11 protein-coding genes are annotated in these 15,522 nt (G+C 60.2%); 3 read left to right on the top strand and 8 right to left on the bottom strand.

What is annotated here, in order from left to right; translation table 11 throughout:
* Window positions 1-49: 49 nt before the first annotated feature.
* The 4 genes from IF654_RS11850 to IF654_RS11835 form a co-directional block, all read right to left on the bottom strand.
* Window positions 50-2,932 (bottom strand): RHS repeat protein, encoded by a 2,883-nt coding sequence (locus IF654_RS11850; protein ID WP_194862439.1) that lies wholly within the window; start codon window positions 2,930-2,932, stop codon window positions 50-52.
* A gap of 102 nt (window positions 2,933-3,034) precedes the next feature.
* Entirely contained in the window at window positions 3,035-6,004 is a 2,970-nt protein-coding gene (locus tag IF654_RS11845) for an RHS repeat-associated core domain-containing protein (protein WP_194862440.1), read from the bottom strand.
* Between the two features lie 219 nt (window positions 6,005-6,223).
* On the bottom strand, window positions 6,224-6,559 hold the full coding sequence (locus IF654_RS11840; protein WP_047274581.1) for an RcnB family protein: 336 nt from the start codon (window positions 6,557-6,559) through the stop codon (window positions 6,224-6,226).
* A 116-nt stretch (window positions 6,560-6,675) separates the two neighbouring features.
* The gene (locus tag IF654_RS11835) at window positions 6,676-7,722 is read right to left on the bottom strand and encodes a DNA topoisomerase IB (RefSeq protein WP_194862441.1); all 1,047 of its coding nucleotides are present in this window, start codon (window positions 7,720-7,722) and stop codon (window positions 6,676-6,678) included.
* A 179-nt stretch (window positions 7,723-7,901) separates the two neighbouring features.
* Here IF654_RS11835 and IF654_RS11830 point away from each other — a divergent pair, with 179 nt between their 5' ends.
* Window positions 7,902-9,068, top strand: coding sequence for an acetyltransferase domain-containing protein (locus IF654_RS11830; protein WP_194862442.1), 1,167 nt, complete (start codon window positions 7,902-7,904; stop codon window positions 9,066-9,068).
* Window positions 9,069-9,235: 167 nt separating this feature from the next.
* Entirely contained in the window at window positions 9,236-10,546 is a 1,311-nt protein-coding gene (locus IF654_RS11825) for an OprD family porin (RefSeq protein WP_230683697.1), read from the top strand.
* A 67-nt stretch (window positions 10,547-10,613) separates the two neighbouring features.
* Here IF654_RS11825 and IF654_RS11820 read toward each other — a convergent pair whose 3' ends face one another.
* The 4 genes from IF654_RS11820 to IF654_RS11805 all read right to left on the bottom strand — a co-directional run bounded on the left by IF654_RS11820 (window position 10,614) and on the right by IF654_RS11805 (window position 14,747).
* A complete protein-coding gene (locus tag IF654_RS11820) occupies window positions 10,614-11,108 on the bottom strand; it encodes a copper chaperone PCu(A)C (RefSeq protein ID WP_048377604.1) in 495 nt (164 codons plus the stop codon).
* A 26-nt stretch (window positions 11,109-11,134) separates the two neighbouring features.
* Entirely contained in the window at window positions 11,135-11,740 is a 606-nt protein-coding gene (locus IF654_RS11815; RefSeq protein ID WP_047274576.1) for an SCO family protein, read from the bottom strand.
* Window positions 11,741-11,949: 209 nt separating this feature from the next.
* On the bottom strand, window positions 11,950-13,281 hold the full coding sequence (locus tag IF654_RS11810) for a DUF6687 family protein (RefSeq protein WP_194862444.1): 1,332 nt from the start codon (window positions 13,279-13,281) through the stop codon (window positions 11,950-11,952).
* A 5-nt stretch (window positions 13,282-13,286) separates the two neighbouring features.
* Complete coding sequence (locus tag IF654_RS11805; RefSeq protein ID WP_194862445.1) at window positions 13,287-14,747, bottom strand: MFS transporter; 1,461 nt, start codon at window positions 14,745-14,747, stop codon at window positions 13,287-13,289.
* A 245-nt stretch (window positions 14,748-14,992) separates the two neighbouring features.
* On the opposite strand from IF654_RS11805, the gene IF654_RS11800 reads away from it, so the two are divergent.
* The gene (locus tag IF654_RS11800) at window positions 14,993-15,460 is read left to right on the top strand and encodes a helix-turn-helix transcriptional regulator (RefSeq protein ID WP_336244793.1); all 468 of its coding nucleotides are present in this window, start codon (window positions 14,993-14,995) and stop codon (window positions 15,458-15,460) included.
* Window positions 15,461-15,522: the final 62 nt, after the last annotated feature.

Genomic DNA, 15,522 nt, shown 5'->3' with positions numbered 1-15,522 from the left:
AGCTCGCAGGTGACTGCGAGCTGTGCCTGAGTGACGGCGCCAGCGTTGATCAGTGAGGGTCTCGGATACCGGCTACCCGATAACGACGATCGCCCAAGTGCTCAAACATCAGGCGGTATGCCCCGCGGCGGCGGCTGCCCTGGTAGCCATGCACGTCGGCAGACCACAACGCGTCAGCGTGCTGGTGCCAATGCACGGCCCTGAAACGGCCTTGCTGCACATGGCTGATGGTCAAGGCAATGCTGTGCCCTTCAGGCCCCAGCAGGAGTTCTGCGACTGCGCTCTCGTCGATGCTGATGGCCTGAGAGGGCTGGGCCGTTGGCGCGCTGATCACCGCCGGTTGTGGCTGAGGGGCCGATGAAGAGGCTCGGGCTGTGCGTTGTCGCGCCACTGCGCGGGGGGTTACGACTTCATGCGGCGTGGGTTCGGCTGCCTGGCTGGACGTGGTGGCTGCAGGTTGGGCACGGGCGCGAATCAAGACGCTCAGGACGCCTTGTTTCCTTGCCTCGCGCGTGGGGGGTCTGGGATTGTTCGAGAGTTCTCCAATCACGGGGTGCAAGTGGGCAGGTCCCGCCAGGCCGTAGATCTCGCCACTTTTGGTGGTCAGAATCCCCAGAGAAACGCCGACTTCCTCATGGATAGCGGCAAGGTTATCAAAGACAAAGTTGAACATCTTGACGCTTTCTGCGGGGCTCAGCTGTTGTAGCGCTGAAAACTCCAGCACTTTGTCTGTTATCGCTTGCATGAACGCATAGTTGTCTGACTCCGTGGGCGGTAGTGTTGAGCGGCGTTGGGCTTCAAACGCCAGGCCTGTCATCAACGCGGCCCCGACTCCTGCCCCTATGAGCGGCGCTTCCAGCAGCGCGCCCAACGCGGCGCCCAGCAAGGTCGCCACAAAAATCCAGAAGCTGAACGCGACCAGCCGATTGGCCGGGTAGTCGCCCGCTTGCAGCCCGTGCTGATCAACACGGCTCATGGGGTTGTTGCCCACCATGGCATATACGTTCAGGCCATCGATCACCCCGGCCGGGTCAGGGCTGATCCAGCGTTGCATCCAGGGTGCGTAATAGCGCAGGCCGTAATAGTACAAACCCGTGGCATCGCGTTCCTTGCCGCTGTAGCGCACGGTTTTGAAGCTTGCTTGCACCGCACTTTTGGCCGCCCACCAGGCTGTCGCGCCAAAGGGGTAGAACCCTTCCTGACTCAGCAATGCGCCCTGCTCGTCCAGCTCAATGACCCCGCTCTCCAGATGATCTGACAACGTGAACCGGATTTGCGCGTTCTGCACACCATCGGGCAAACCTTGCTCCCAGGTGAGCGTCCTGACATTCATGTGCCCGGCTTGCAGGGTCATCAGCGACACATTCACCCCTGAGGCCTCATTCAGGCGAAGTTCCAGCCCTGGCAGATAGCGCACCTCATAGCGGCGGGTCAGCCCTTTGGTGCGATACGTTCGGCGCTTGAGTACGCGCACACCCTGACCGTCGTAGACGTAAGATTCGCCATCGTCCTCCCCGGCGCCCCGCCTGACATGCGTGACCTTGTGCAATTGATTGCGTCCATTCCACGCCATCACTTGCCCGCGCGCCAGCATCCTGAGGTTGCCGCAGGGGTCAAACCCGTCCTCCGGGTTGGGGGGGCCGGACAATTGGCTGCGGTTGCTGGTTTCAGACACCGCCATGCGTTGGGTATAACCTCGCCCGGATGCGGGGACGTGTTGCATCTGCACCAGGTTGGCGCCCGCATCGTATTGATAGTGCCGGGTGTAATTGCGCCAGCGATGGGTATCCGTGCCCATGAGCATGGGCGCAGATAACAGCCGCCCACCACGGTGGCGTGCGTTTTCCCGGCCGGTGGCTTTGATGAGTTGGTACAGGGTGTCGTAGGTATACGTAGTAAAGGCCTCAATGCTTGAATTGTGGCTCCAGGTGGTCGGTTGGGCGCTGTCCAGAATACTCACGACGTTACCCACACGGTCATGGGTATACGCCAAGTCCTGTATCGGGGTCCGATGCGAACCCACACGGTGCGCAGTCAAACGCTGCAAATAGCCATCCGCTTGCGCGTAAGACGCGACCGTCAGTACGCCATTGCCGGAGCGTTCGGAGGTGACTTGCCCCGCCGCGTTGTAGGTGCGTTGATCCATCAAGACCGCGCGTTTACCACTGGCCATCACAACGTCGACCTGCGCCTGTTGGCCGGTGATGCCGTACTGAAAACGCTGGCGGTTGCCCTTGGCGTCGTGCAGCTCGAGCAAATCGCCCACGGCGTTGTAGTGCCATTGCGTGGTGTAAGACTGACTTTCCAGCAGCGCGTCCCGTTGTTCCTGCGCAGACGGCCAATTGAGCGATTCGGGTTGGCGTGCAAAGCGGCGCGCCTGACGCTGCATGGCTCCCGACAGCGCGTAAGCCTCAAACAGCACAGCGCCTGCCGGGTCGTCATGGCGAACCAGACGGCCGCACTGGTTTGTGCTGTTTATCCGGGGTTGGGGCTTGCCATACGTAAAGCGCTCTATACAGCGCGCTTGCGGGTCGTTGCTGAGTTGTTCGTGAATGGCCATCAGCCGGGCGTGGGTGTCGTATTCAAAGCGCTGATGGTTGCCACGGGCATCCCAGGTGGCGAGTGTTTGCAGCCCTGTGCCGCAGAGGGTGACGTGCCACCCGCTGTCGACACTGTCGGTCTTGACGATCTGTCCTGACAAGCTGCTGAGGTAGCGCAGATTGGGTTGCGCCTCAGGCGTGATGGCCTCTCGGGCCAGCAAGCGCGGGTCCCATTGCTGGGCCAGAGACCCGCGAGTGTCATAGCGCGATTGATGAATGCGTGACTGTGGGGGCTCGTGCACACTCAGGCGATGATAGTTGACCCTGCGCACGCTCAAGCCCCGGGGGTCAATCGCCGTCAGTGACGGTGTGTAGTGATGCAGTGAAGTCATGGTTACCGACCTGTAAAACGCCATAAAGCCAAGAGCCTATGAGTCAGGTCGGGGGTAAAGGTGGTCACATAGTAGTGACGCGGTGCAACAGGCTCGCGCCGTTCAACCGGTTGAGGCGCGCCATAGCGTTGAGATGTGCCTGAAACCGACCCGTGCGGTTTGCAGCAACAAGCCCCGCACTTCCGTAAGGGCCGACACCACACCGCGCGCGACCCCCACCCAGGTGCGGGCGCTGGCACTTTGCGCTGCGGCCGGCGCCCCGGTGATTGCAGCGGCTACTGCTTCAATCCCGACCCCGGCCCAATACGTCCAGGCCTGGTTAAACATGCGGCTCATGCCGCCATGCAGCGTGTCCGTCAACGGCGGCAGTTGGAGCGTGTGTTGATGCACTTCATGGCGCGCCGTGCGATGACCGCTGCGCAACACCGTCCCCATGGCGGCATCGTAGGCTTCAATCAGCGGCGTCACGTTGGGCATAAGCGGGCCTGGCACTGACTGGCCATACACCGCATTGGGAATGGTGGCCACACTATAGGCCGCCGAGGCCAGCAATGTTCTGGGCACCCTGGCCATCAGCGGGGTTGCTCCCCAGGAGGCCGTGTCCCCCAGCCCTCGCAGCGCCTGCTGCACGATCTCCCGGGAAAAAGCGCGGATATGTCCGCCCAGGCGTTGACGGGCGACCGGGTCCCACTCCAATTCCGTGTCGCCGCCTTCGGTGAGGGCGCGCATCATGAACCCCCTGTCGGCGGCTGCGGCAACGGCAAAGCCGATGAGTGGACTCCAGCGCATGACCGTGCCCAACAGGCCGCTGCTCATGTGCATCATGGCCAACGCGTCCAGCGCCGCCACCGTATTTCTCAAGGCATTGTTGAGGGCTGCGGTCGGTTGACGCCCTTCAAAAAGCGCGACGTCCAGCCCTGCGCTCAAGGCATTGCTGATGTAGGTCGCCAATGCATCCCGAATCGCCGCTGAGGCCGCCAATTGCAGGCGCGACCTCACTCTGTTGGCCACATGGGTGGTCAAGCCGCGCAACGTCGCGAAGCGGCTTTTGGGCAGGTCAAGGGCTTGGCTTTGCAGCCCCTGGGCATCCACGCGATTGATCGGGTTGCCCCGCGCCAGCGCATACAGGTTTAAGCCCTCCACGTTGCCGGCCGGGTCGGCACTGAGCCAGCGCATCAGCCAGGGCGCGTAGTAACGGTAACCAAAATAGTAAAGGCCGCTGGCATCGCGCTCCTTGCCCGAAAAACGCAGGGTTTTGTAGTCCGCCTCAATGGTGCTGGAGGTCGCCCACCAAGCCGTCCCGCCGTAGGGGTAGTAATGCTCCTGGCTGAGCAAGCACTCATCCTGATCCAGTTCCAGCGAATGGTTGCCCTGAAGGTCCGACAGAGCGTAACGCACTTGCCCGTCCGGTATGCCCGTTGGACGGCCTTGTGCCCATTGCAGGATGCGCACATTGGCAAACGCATGGTTAATGACCAGCACATTCAGTTGTTCGCCGGTGGCCGTATTGCGGCGGATTTCCAGCCCCGGCAAATACCGCGCATCACTGAGGTGAGTGCGTGTGTGGGCGCTTGAGCGACGGGCCTTGTACACCCGCTGGCCATCACCGTCGTAGCGGTAGAGTTCTTCATCGCTGGCGGCGTCATCGCGCTCGATGTGCGTGATGCCCTGCAATTGGTCGCGGGCATTCCAGCGCAATGTCTGCCCCGGCCCCAAGGCCCGTTGATTGCCGTTGGGATCAAAACCGCTGACCCGACCGGGCATCGAGGTCATGTTGGAAGTCGCCGCCCACCCATGATTGCTGGTCCCCGAGAGCGTCAGCTGGCGTGTGTAGCCACTGCCTTGGGTGGGCACATGGCGTAATTTGATTAGGTTGCCGGACGCGTCGTACTCATAGTGCTGCCGCCAGCCCCGGCAGCGCGGTGCGCCACGGGTTGCAAAATCGACCCTGGGAGGCAAGGCCGCCCCGCCCGCTTGATGGGCGTGTTCACGGCCGGTGGCCTCAATCAGTTGGTTAAGTGTGTCGTAGGTGTAGGTGCTTAAGGCCGCAATGCGTGTGTTGTCCGACCATTGCACCGGTTGCGCGGTGTCCTGCACGCTGAGCACCTGGCCTGTAGGGTCGTAGGCATAGGTCAGGTCTTGCAGGACCGTGCGCGGCTGACGGGTGCGGTGGGTAAAGAGCCGTTGCAAACGCTCGTCGGCCGGGTCGTAGGTCCAGGTGCTGCGCACCCCATTACCGGCCTGTTCAGCCTCGACCTTGCCACCAGCGCTGTAGCGACGTTCTTGCACCAGGATGCGCTGCAGACCGTTGTTGAAGAGGATGGCCAGTGATCCAAGCAGCCCATCGACACCATAACGAGGCTGTTGCTGGTTGCCTGCTGCATCCGTCTGCGCCATCAATTGCCCCAACGGCCCGTATTGCCAGTGGGTGGTGTGGCTGTGCGCCTCGACAGCGACATGGGGCAGCGCTGTGAGCATCGGTGCCTCTGCCAGATCCTGCACAAACCAGCGTGTCTGAACGGTGCTGTTCGCGCACAGGTCGTAGCGCTCGAAGAGCACCGTCCCGGCCGCATCGTCGTGGCGTCGCAAACGTCCGCAGCGGTTGAGCAGGGCCTGACGGCTGTGGGCGCCGGCATAACTGAGGCGCTCCGTACACCGGCGGTCCGGCTCACCCGTCTGCTGTTCGTAGACGGCAGTCAGGCGCAGCAAGGGGTCATATTCATGGGTGTGGCGTGTTTGTGCGGCGTCCCACGTGTCCAGTACCTGATCGGCCGGCCCTCGCCAAGTGATGCAGCGCCCGCTATCGACGTTGTCACTCTGCACCACCCGTCCGCTCAGGGAGTAGCGGGTGCGTTGATTGGGGGCTGTGGCGGGTTCGGTTTTTCGCAATGCGCCCAGGCGCGGGTCCCATTGCTCTCGTAAATGACCGCAGGGGCCGTAGACGTGTCGGGTGATACGCGGCTCGAGGGCTTGTTCGGCGGTGCGCCGATGGTAAGCCACTTCGCGTACCGTCAACCCCCGTGGATCTTGAGCGCCAAGTGTTGGTGTGTGGTGATGCAAGCGTTGAGGCATGGTTCACGTCCTGACTGCACATTGAAAAAGCAGTCTATGAAGCAGGCCTCAACCGCATGCCATAGCCGGGTCTCGCGCGGGGTGCAAAATACGGATTTACAACGTTTTCAGCCAGTTCCTTGGCGTATCAACGACTTCCCCTACCAGAGTGCAGGCAAAGCCATCTATCCCGCGCGTTGGCTGGGCCGCTGTTGCAGCGGCCCGCGTTCGAGAGAGGGATTACTGACTGACAACAGCGCCTTTGAGGGTGCGGATCTGCTCGATCACGGCGTTGGTGCGGTTAACCAGCACATAATGGCCGCTGAATTGCACCCATTGCGAATCGTCGCTTGGCTGCGGCAAGCCTTTGGCTTTCCAGTTCTTGATGGCGCTTTCTTCACGGGTGTACTGATCCGGTGCTTTGTCGCCGCTGGTGTAGCAGGTGTGGTGATCCATGGACTTGGCCAGTATCGCGTTGTGCTTGCAATCACTGGCGTTGTCGTCTGCGGCCTGCGCTGCATAGGGCATTGCACACAGAACGCCGGCAATGAGTGATGCAGAAATGATGTTTCGCATGATTGACCTCTTTAAGACGCAATGGACCGATTTTAAAGCCTGAGCGCTCGATTGAGCACCCGGGCTGTGTGGATAGACCCTGCGTTCGTCCAAGAGTGCCATTAACGTGCTGCGATTCAGCATTCGCTCACGGCGTGCCGGGCCTGGACCATGCTGTCGAGAAACATCGCCAACCCCACTTCTTCCGCTTTCAGGCCTTTGCGTACTCGGGGTTTGGGCAGCTGGGCCAAGGCGCCGAGCATGAAGCCGTCGAGCACTGCCGGGTGGATGTAGCACTTGCGGCAAACAGCCGGGGTATTGCCCAACTGCTTGGCCACGTTTTTAACCATGTCCACCACGTGGCGTTTGGCGTCTGATTCCGGCTCCCAATGCAACTCACGCAATACCGCCAGTGCTAATGCGCTACCCGCCCAGGTGCGGTAGTCCTTGGCGGTGAAATCTGCGCCCGTAAGGGTTTTGAGGTAGGCATTGACGTCGGACGACGTGATGCTGTGGCGCACGCCGTCTTCATCCAGGTACTGGAACAAATTCTGCCCCGGGATCTCCAGGCAACGTTTGATGATGCGCGCCAGCCGTCGATCCTTGACCGATATTTGATGTTCGACCCCGCTTTTGCCCCGGAACTGAAAGGTGATGGTGGTGCCGCTGACGTCGACATGACGGCTGCGCAGCGTGGTCAGCCCATAGGAGCGGTTGTCCTTGGCGTACTGAGTGTTGCCGACGCGGATCAGGGTGGCATCCAGCAGCGTGATGACCGTGGCCATGACTTTGTCGCGGCTGAAACCCGGTGCTGCGAGGCGGGTTTCTAGCTGTTTGCGCAATTTGGGCAGCGCCAGCCCGAACGCCCGCAGGCGCGAGTATTTACTGGCATCGCGCACTTCGCGCCAGCGTGCGTGATAACGGTATTGCTTGCGGCCCCGCGCATCGCGGCCAGTGGCTTGCAAATGCCCGCGCGGGTCAGCGCAGATCCACACATCCACATACGCCGGCGGCACCGCGAGGGCATTGATGCGCTGGATTTCGTCCTGATCGACGATGCGTTTGCCGTCCGGGGCGAAGTAACGAAACGTGCCGCGCAACTGCTTGCGGGTAATACCCGGTTGCGTGTCATCGACGTAATGCAGGTCAGGGGGTAACACATCGGGTAACGAGGTTTCTGGCATGGCAGCGATCCTGGAGAAATGGGCCGTTATAGCCATTGACCGCAGACGCTGGCAGACGTGCCGATCGATTGCAGGCGACGCGAGGGTGGTGGAATTAAATAGAGACGTTATAAGATAACCATTCTTGGGCGTACCCTCTCGCCTGTGTTTGCGATTAACCCTTGTGTGTGACCCTGCCAATGCCCTATTCCTTGACTGCTGCACCGCCGCTTCATCAACGTTTATTGTCCATCGACGCGCTGCGGGGGCTGGTGATTCTGTTCATGTTGCTGGACCACGTGCGGGAAACGTTTTTCCTGCACCGGCAGGTGACAGATCCGATGTCGATTGACAGCACAGAGCCTGCCCTCTTTGTCAGTCGCACCCTCGCCCACCTCTGCGCCCCGGTGTTTGTATTGCTGACCGGGCTGTCCGCGTACCTGTACGGCGAGAAAAATCAGGGCAAGGCCGCTGTGTCGTCGTTCCTGTTCACGCGCGGCCTGTTTCTGGTGGTGCTGGAATTGACGCTGGTCAACCTCGCCTGGACCTTCCAGTTCCCGCCGAGCGTGATTTACCTGCAAGTGATCTGGGCCATTGGGCTGAGCATGCTTGCGCTCGCGGCGCTGGTCTGGCTGCCTCGCGCTGCGCTGTTGATCCTCGGGGCGGCTATTGTGGCCGGGCACAACCTGCTGGACGGCCTTCACTTCGCCCCGGATGCGTTCCTGCACGTGCCGTGGGCGATCCTGCATGATCGCGGCTGGATTGAGTTTTCTGACAGCCTGCGCCTGCGCACCTCGTATCCCGTGTTGCCGTGGATCGGTGTGATTGCGCTGGGTTACGGCATAGGGCCGTGGTTTGGGCGTGGCGTCTCGCCCCGCGTGCGTCAACGAAATTTGTGCTACGCGGGCGTCGGGGCATTGCTGGGGTTTGTGGCCTTGCGCGTGTTCAATGGCTACGGCGAAGCCCCCTGGACACCGCACGAACAGGTGCAGCAGACGCTGATGAGCTTTTTCAATATCACCAAATACCCGCCTTCGTTGTTGTTCCTGATGCTGACGCTGGGGGTCGGACTGTTGCTGTTACTGGCCTTCGAACGTGCGCAACAACGGCGCTGGATCCGCGCGCTGGCAGTATTTGGCGCTGCGCCGATGTTCGTGTATCTGCTGCACCTTTATGTGCTGAAACTGCTGTACCTGATGGGCGTTGCCCTGTTCGGGCTTAACCACGGCGCCTATTTTGGGTTCGATCACATCAGCGCCGTCTGGGTGACCGCTATCGTGCTGGCTGTCGCGCTGTACAAACCCGTGCGCTGGTTTGCCGCGCTCAAAGGCCGTCGCCGGGATATCCGCTGGCTCAAATATTTCTGAGCCCGCGTTAATGGCCGCGCGCCCCGTTTGATGGCGGGCAGAGTTTGCGCGTGCATACCCCCTTGAACCGTTGATGGATAAATGACATGCGATGGTGTACGAATGAGCGCCGCACTTCACCAGCAGTCCACCCCCTGAGCACACTGCGTAGCTGCTCGGCCTGGCTGATGGCACTGGTCAGCCCGATGGCGGTGGCCGACTCCGCTCAGTCGCAGGCTCATGGATGGATCGAAGACAGTACCTGGAGCGTGCTTAACCGTACGGTCTATGACAGTCGTGAGTATCGGCATGGCGCGCGTAACAGCGGTGCGCGCAATGCCTACAAGCCAAAGAACGAGCGAAACGGGGCTGCCGAGGAATGGGCCTATGGGCTGATGGGCACGCTGCAATCGGGCTTCACCCAAGGGCTGATCGGTGTCGGTATCGATGCCCATGCTTACCTCGGAGTGAAGCTGGACAGTGGCGGCGGACGTGCAGGTAAAGCCCGCTTACTGGGCTTGGACAATGACGGTTATCCGAAAAACGATTTCAGTCGCGCAGGGGCCGCTTTGAAGCTGCGCCTGTCCAACACGGTGCTGTCATACGGCGAACAGCGGGTCAAAACCCCGGTGTTCAGCTCATCCGACAGTCGCTTGCTGCCGGAAACGGCCACCGGTGCGTTTGTCACCAGCCATGAGTTTGAAGGCCTGCGCATGGTCGGCGGGCACTTCACCGAAAGCACCGACCGCAATGCCAGCAGCCACGATCAGGGCTTCGTGGTCAATTACGCCAACGCGATCAAGGGCACGACCTTCGACCTGGCGGGCGTGGTCTATAGCCCAAGCAAGCAATTGAGCGCCAGCCTGTATACCTCGCGGTATGAGAACACCTGGAACCAGCAGTATCTGGGGGCGATGTTTAGCCAGCCGATCGATGAAACTCGTTCGCTGGCGTTCAACTTCAACCTCTATCGCACCACCGATGAAGGCAAGGCCCTGTCCGGCAGCATCAACAACACCACCTGGAGCGTGTTGTCCACCTACGCGCAGGGGCCACACAGCTTCAGCCTCGGGTATCAAAAGGTGCATGGCGACACGCCGTTTGACTACGTGACACGCGGGGCGATCTTCATCACCAATGCCGTTCAACTGTCAGACTTTAATGCGCCAAACGAACAGTCCTGGCAACTGCGCTACGACCTGGACATGTCGCCCTGGCACTTGCCGGGCCTGATGTTCAGCGCCGCATATGTACGGGGCAGTGACATTGATGGCACCCACGTCGATCCGCGAGGCGGTTATGCCTATCTGGGGTATGGCAAAGGCGGGAAACACTGGGAGCGGGATTTTGAGGCGCGCTATGTGGTGCAGAGCGGCGTCGCCAAAGGCGCAGTGCTGTCACTGCGCCACAACGTACACCGGGGTAATACCGCTCAAGCCGAACTGGATACCGATCAACTGCGCCTGGCGGTCGAATACCCGCTCAGCGGGCGGTTTTAACGCCCTCCAGCGCTGGCTGTCCCCTCAGGCCCTGACCGTACGATAAAACGTCCGGTCAGGGTGTCGTTCAGTGCATGGCGCCATGGTCGTGCATGGCGTCATTGCCGTGCTTGTCCTTGTGGTGCATCGGCATGCCGTTCAAAGACCGGGCTGTGGCCTGCACATCAAGGGTTTCTTTTGTGCCCGTGGCGTCTTCAACCGTCAAGGTGAGTGGCACGGTATCGCCTTCTTTTATCTGACCGTTCAGGTCAATCAGCATGACGTGATAGCCCTCGGGCTGGAGCGCCACGGTCTTGCCCGCTGGCAAGGTAACGGCTTGCACTGGGCCCATGCTCATCACGTCGTTTTCCATCTTCATCTGGTGGATCTGCACGTTTTTGGCCACCGGTGACGTGACGCTCAGCAGCTTGCTGTCGGTGGTCGAGGTGATGCGCATGAAGGCACCGCTGGAGGGCTGTCCCGGTACGGTGGCGCGAACCCACGCGTCATCCACGGTGGTTTGGGCCGAGACATGCAGGCTCATGCCCAGCAACGACAACATCAGGTATTTGACGGGTTTCATAGTGTGGCTCTCAAAGAGGCGTTAAATCAGCAGACGGACATCACGGTGAGCAAATCTTCGGTGCATTGCTTGGCCGACAACGAAGGTGAAAGCCCCAGGCGCAGCACGCCCCGTGAGTCAAAGACAAAACTGGTGGCGGTGTGCGACAGCGTATACGTGGAGCCGCTCGGGATCTTCTCGTAGAACACCTTGAACTCTTTGGCCGTGGCCGCTGTTTCTTCCAGCGTGCCGGACAACGCCATGAACGTCGGGTCGAAGGCCTTGACGTAGGCGTCGAGCATTGCCGGCGTATCGCGCTCGGGGTCCAGGGTGATGAACACCACCTGCAGCCGGTCCCCGTCCGGGCCCATCATCTTCTTGATTTGCGCCGCCCGCGCCAGCGCCGTGGGGCATACCGCCGGGCACTGGGTGAAGCCGAAGAAAATCATCGGCATCATGCCGCGAAAGCTGCCCAGCATGACGTCATTGCCTTGAGCGTCGTGGAGCTTGAACTTACGGCCCAGAATCTCGTTGCTCAAATCTTTACCGTACTTGTACGACAGGCCACTGCCGGGGTCGCATCCGGCAAGCACGCCCAGACTGAGCAAGCCCAGGCCCTGAACGACACGGCGGCGAGTCAGTAAATCATTCATGTGAAGGTTCCTTTGGCGCACGACAGATCACCGATTCAAACCACGAACCGGTGACATTCGGCGTTTTGGCGTTACAACAGAGGATCGTTAACGGTGTGACGCATTTCATGGGGGCAGAATTTACCACTCTCAGCGCGTTGGAGCACGTTACGTTGGTCATTTAAACGGCGGCGACCTGCATCGAATCGATCTGAAACCCGCCTGCCTCTCTAAGGTGTGTGCCAGGCAATCGGCGCAACGTGCAGAAACTGCTTGAGTTCGTCCAGCACCCTTTGCGCGCTGAAATCACTGTTGCCGCCAGGCTTCACTTTTAAGGCCGGCATGATCCACTGCACGCCGTCATAACGCCATTGCGCCGTCCCCTGCTCTTGCGCCTGTAAAGCGCGCTGGAAAATTGCCAGATCACACCTGCCGCGCATTTTGCAACTGACACGTTCAACCCAGCTTTCATACCGCTGACGGATTTCGATGAATGGCCCGTCGATGATCGCCAGCACACCGCACCGGGTACGGTTGTGGAAGGAAATAGCAGACAGGCCGTGATAAGGCGTTTCGCGATCAGCCCTGGATGCCGGACGAGGCGGTAGCGTGAACACGGCCAAATCAATGTCTGGATACTCCTCCAGTACCCTTTGAGGGTCGTTCATTAACGCTTCGGTGCGCTCCAGTAATTGCCACTGCCCTTGATATGCCTGTGCGTAACGCTCAGTGTTTTCTATGACATCCTCGACCAAAGGCAGCAAGGTGCCAAACGTGCTGAGCAGTTGCCGGCTTTCGTTGACCCCGGCATAGGTATGGGTGCGTTCAGCCAGATGATTAAGGCTAAACGCGACCTGCAGTGCGTGCCGGGATGTCCCGCGTGCGTAATCGCCCAGCCGTGCGACTTCAATCAGCAGCGGCGCGTGTCGCTGAGCATGCTCCGGCGCAAGGAATGCGTAAATAGAGGCCAGACCGTCCAAGTCAAAGTGATCACTGGTCACAATCCCGGCATCTGGGAAGTCTCGGGCCTGCGCCATATAGCGCAAAGCACTTTGCGTCGACAAATTGGCCTTGTACGCCTGCGGCGTGCGGTTAGCGGGCCAGTGCGACAAGGTCAGCAGCGTCTGGGGCGTGTGGGTCGAGTCCAGCGAAATATTGGCAATGTCGTGCGCCATATTCAGCGGTAAATAGGCAAATCGGCTTGCCCCATCGATCCGTATGGCCTGCCCCAGCAGATCGTCAGTGCAGTGAGCCGCAGGCTGCAGATCAGGCAATTTAAGTTTGACCCGGCCATAGTCCACCGGGATTTGAGCGATCTCGCCATGGCCACCGAGGGTGTAGACCAGTCGGCACAGGTTCTCGCGCCGCAGATCATGCCCCTCACCATTGCGGGGCGCACTGGCGGGGCCTGCAATGGCCGTTGCCAAATCAATGAAATGATTTTCGAATAACCCTATGGCCCGCCCGCCCAGCATCCGAATGTCCAGCGCACGGCTTGCAAGCAAGACATCTTCATCCGCCACCACGCCATGAACGGCGTTTGCATCTGCAGGTGTGTTCATCAGGGCTACTCCGGTTTTTCTGCGGTCAGGGGTTCGTCAGCCATCAGGGGGGCGGATGTTCCATTGGGCACCGCCTCGCGGCGCAGGACCTGACGCACGGTGATAAATAGCAAGGCCGACAGCGCAGCAAAGACCCCAAACAACCACGTTGCCGCACTTGAAGCCCCGGCAACTCCACCCGGCGAGGTAAAGCCCGCCAGGTTAGCGATCATCCCCGCCAGCGCCGCACCCAAGGCCGTTGCGATTAACTGCACGGTCGTGATGGAAGCGCCGGCAATGTCTTTTTCCGCATCGGGTACGTTGGCAAGAATCCGGGTGAGCAGATGTGGCCACGCCAGGCCGATGCCGGTGCCCACCAGCACCATGGCCACTGAGACGCCGCCAAGACTCACCCGCGACGCCGATGTCTGGGGGACAAATAAGCCAGCCAGGGCCAGCCCTGTGACCACCAACAGCGGAGCCGCGAGCATGGCGCGATTGGCAGCCTCACGCGACAGTCCGCAGCTGTAAAGCGAACCCAAGGTCCAGCCTGCGGCCATCAATGCGGCCACATACCCGGCCACCAGAGGTGTTTGAAGGTGCAGTACCTGCAAGAAATACGGCACAAACACTTCACTGGTCATGCCCATGACCATCAGGCTCATCGACAGGTAAATCGGGAGCAGCAAGCCTCCCGTTCGCACGCTGTTTCGGGGCAACATCCGATGCCTGTCGCTGCCTTCGACCCGCCATACCGCATACAGAAGTAGCATGCCTGCCAGCAGGCCCACTGCGTTAAAGAGCGGCGAAGGCTTGATGCTGCCCACCGAGATGGCCAACACCACCCCGGTTAAAAGCACCAGTTGCACCACCGGCACAGGCGCCTTGGCCGTGGGCTCAGTGGTTTTGCGCGGGAGTATCATGCTGGCCAATAACACAAACGATAGCGTCACCGGGATCAGCACCCAGAAGGCCGCGCGCCAGGCATCGTATTCAGCGAATACCCCGCCAACGGCCGGTCCGATCAAGGTGGCGGCCCCCCACATTCCTGAAATAAGCGCCATTGCCCGAGGCCACAGGGCTTGGTCGAACACCAGGCGGATCATCGAATAAGGCAATGCAAACAATAAGCCTCCGCCCAGCCCTTGTACGGTACGCCCGAGAATCAATACGCCCATGTCAGGCGCCAGGCTGCACAGGCCGCAACCCAAGGCAAACACCAGCCCCGCGACGGCATACGCCACTCTCGGCCCCAACCCGGTCAGGCAGCGGGCTGACAACACCGAGCCAATGATCGATGCCACCACAAACAACGTGGTATTCCAGGCGTAGTAATCCAGTCCACCGATGTCCTTCACCACAGACGGCAAAATCGTAGTCACCAGGTAGACGTTAATGGCGTGGAGTGCCACGCCCCCAGCCAACGCCAATGACCTCAATCCGTTCTTGCCCAGTAATAAAGCTGCCCATCCTGTTGCAGTCGTCATTGCCTTGCCCTGAGTGGTGACATGACATCGATCCTATTACAAAAGGAAATACTTTGATAATTATTTTTCCAAGTTATGGGTATGATCCCCTCCTGTCTGGCCACCCCCTTACGAGATGTCTGTTCTGTATGTGCGCAACCCCGACTGATCCTGCCAACACCGCACGCAATAACGGCGCTACGGCTGAGCGGCTCCTGTATTTGCTTAAAACTCACGGCCCCTTAAAAACCGCGGACTTGGGGCCGATGTTGGACATTACCCTTGAAGCCACGCGTCAACAGATCCAGAAACTGATCGACTCAGGGTTGATAGAAGGTCATGTGATGCCTTCGGCGGGTGCAGGCCGTCCTTCGCGCAAATGGGCGCTCACCGCTACCGCTCAGGCACGGTTTCCCGATACGCACTCGCAACTGACGCTGCAACTGATCGATTCCATCAAGCTGATCTACGGCAGTGAGGGCATCGATAAAATCGTGAACTCGATCGAGCACGCCAATACCTGCGAGTACGTCAACGCGTGTGCGAAAGTCACCACCCTTGAAGACAAGGTCAAGGTGCTGGTGGGCATTCGCGATGCGGCGGGCTATATGGCCAGCCTGCAAGCCGAGGGGAAAACTGGTTGCTTATCGAAAGTCACTGCCCCATTTGCGTCGCCGCGCAGGCATGCCAGGGTTTCTGCCGGTCAGAACTGCAGGTGTTTCAAACGGCCTTAGGCGATTCGGCCACTGTTGAACGCATTGAGCATTTGATTAGTGGGGATCGCCGTTGTGTGTAT

Source organism: Pseudomonas lundensis, assembly GCF_015377145.2.
Lineage (GTDB): Bacteria > Pseudomonadota > Gammaproteobacteria > Pseudomonadales > Pseudomonadaceae > Aquipseudomonas > Aquipseudomonas lundensis.
This window is presented reverse-complemented; position numbering and strand designations above follow the sequence as displayed.

Coding starts and splice junctions, on each gene's coding strand:
- IF654_RS11840 (WP_047274581.1), bottom strand. CDS start 6,559: ATGCGAAACATCATTTCTGCATCACTCATTGCCGGCGTTCTGTGTGCA.
- IF654_RS11830 (WP_194862442.1), top strand. CDS start 7,902: ATGCCCTATTCCTTGACTGCTGCACCGCCGCTTCATCAACGTTTATTG.
- IF654_RS11810 (WP_194862444.1), bottom strand. CDS start 13,281: ATGAACACACCTGCAGATGCAAACGCCGTTCATGGCGTGGTGGCGGAT.
- IF654_RS11805 (WP_194862445.1), bottom strand. CDS start 14,747: ATGACGACTGCAACAGGATGGGCAGCTTTATTACTGGGCAAGAACGGA.
- IF654_RS11800 (WP_336244793.1), top strand. CDS start 14,993: ATGTTGGACATTACCCTTGAAGCCACGCGTCAACAGATCCAGAAACTG.
- IF654_RS11845 (WP_194862440.1), bottom strand. CDS start 6,004: ATGCCTCAACGCTTGCATCACCACACACCAACACTTGGCGCTCAAGAT.
- IF654_RS11825 (WP_230683697.1), top strand. CDS start 9,236: ATGGCACTGGTCAGCCCGATGGCGGTGGCCGACTCCGCTCAGTCGCAG.
- IF654_RS11835 (WP_194862441.1), bottom strand. CDS start 7,722: ATGCCAGAAACCTCGTTACCCGATGTGTTACCCCCTGACCTGCATTAC.
- IF654_RS11850 (WP_194862439.1), bottom strand. CDS start 2,932: ATGACTTCACTGCATCACTACACACCGTCACTGACGGCGATTGACCCC.
- IF654_RS11820 (WP_048377604.1), bottom strand. CDS start 11,108: ATGAAACCCGTCAAATACCTGATGTTGTCGTTGCTGGGCATGAGCCTG.
- IF654_RS11815 (WP_047274576.1), bottom strand. CDS start 11,740: ATGAATGATTTACTGACTCGCCGCCGTGTCGTTCAGGGCCTGGGCTTG.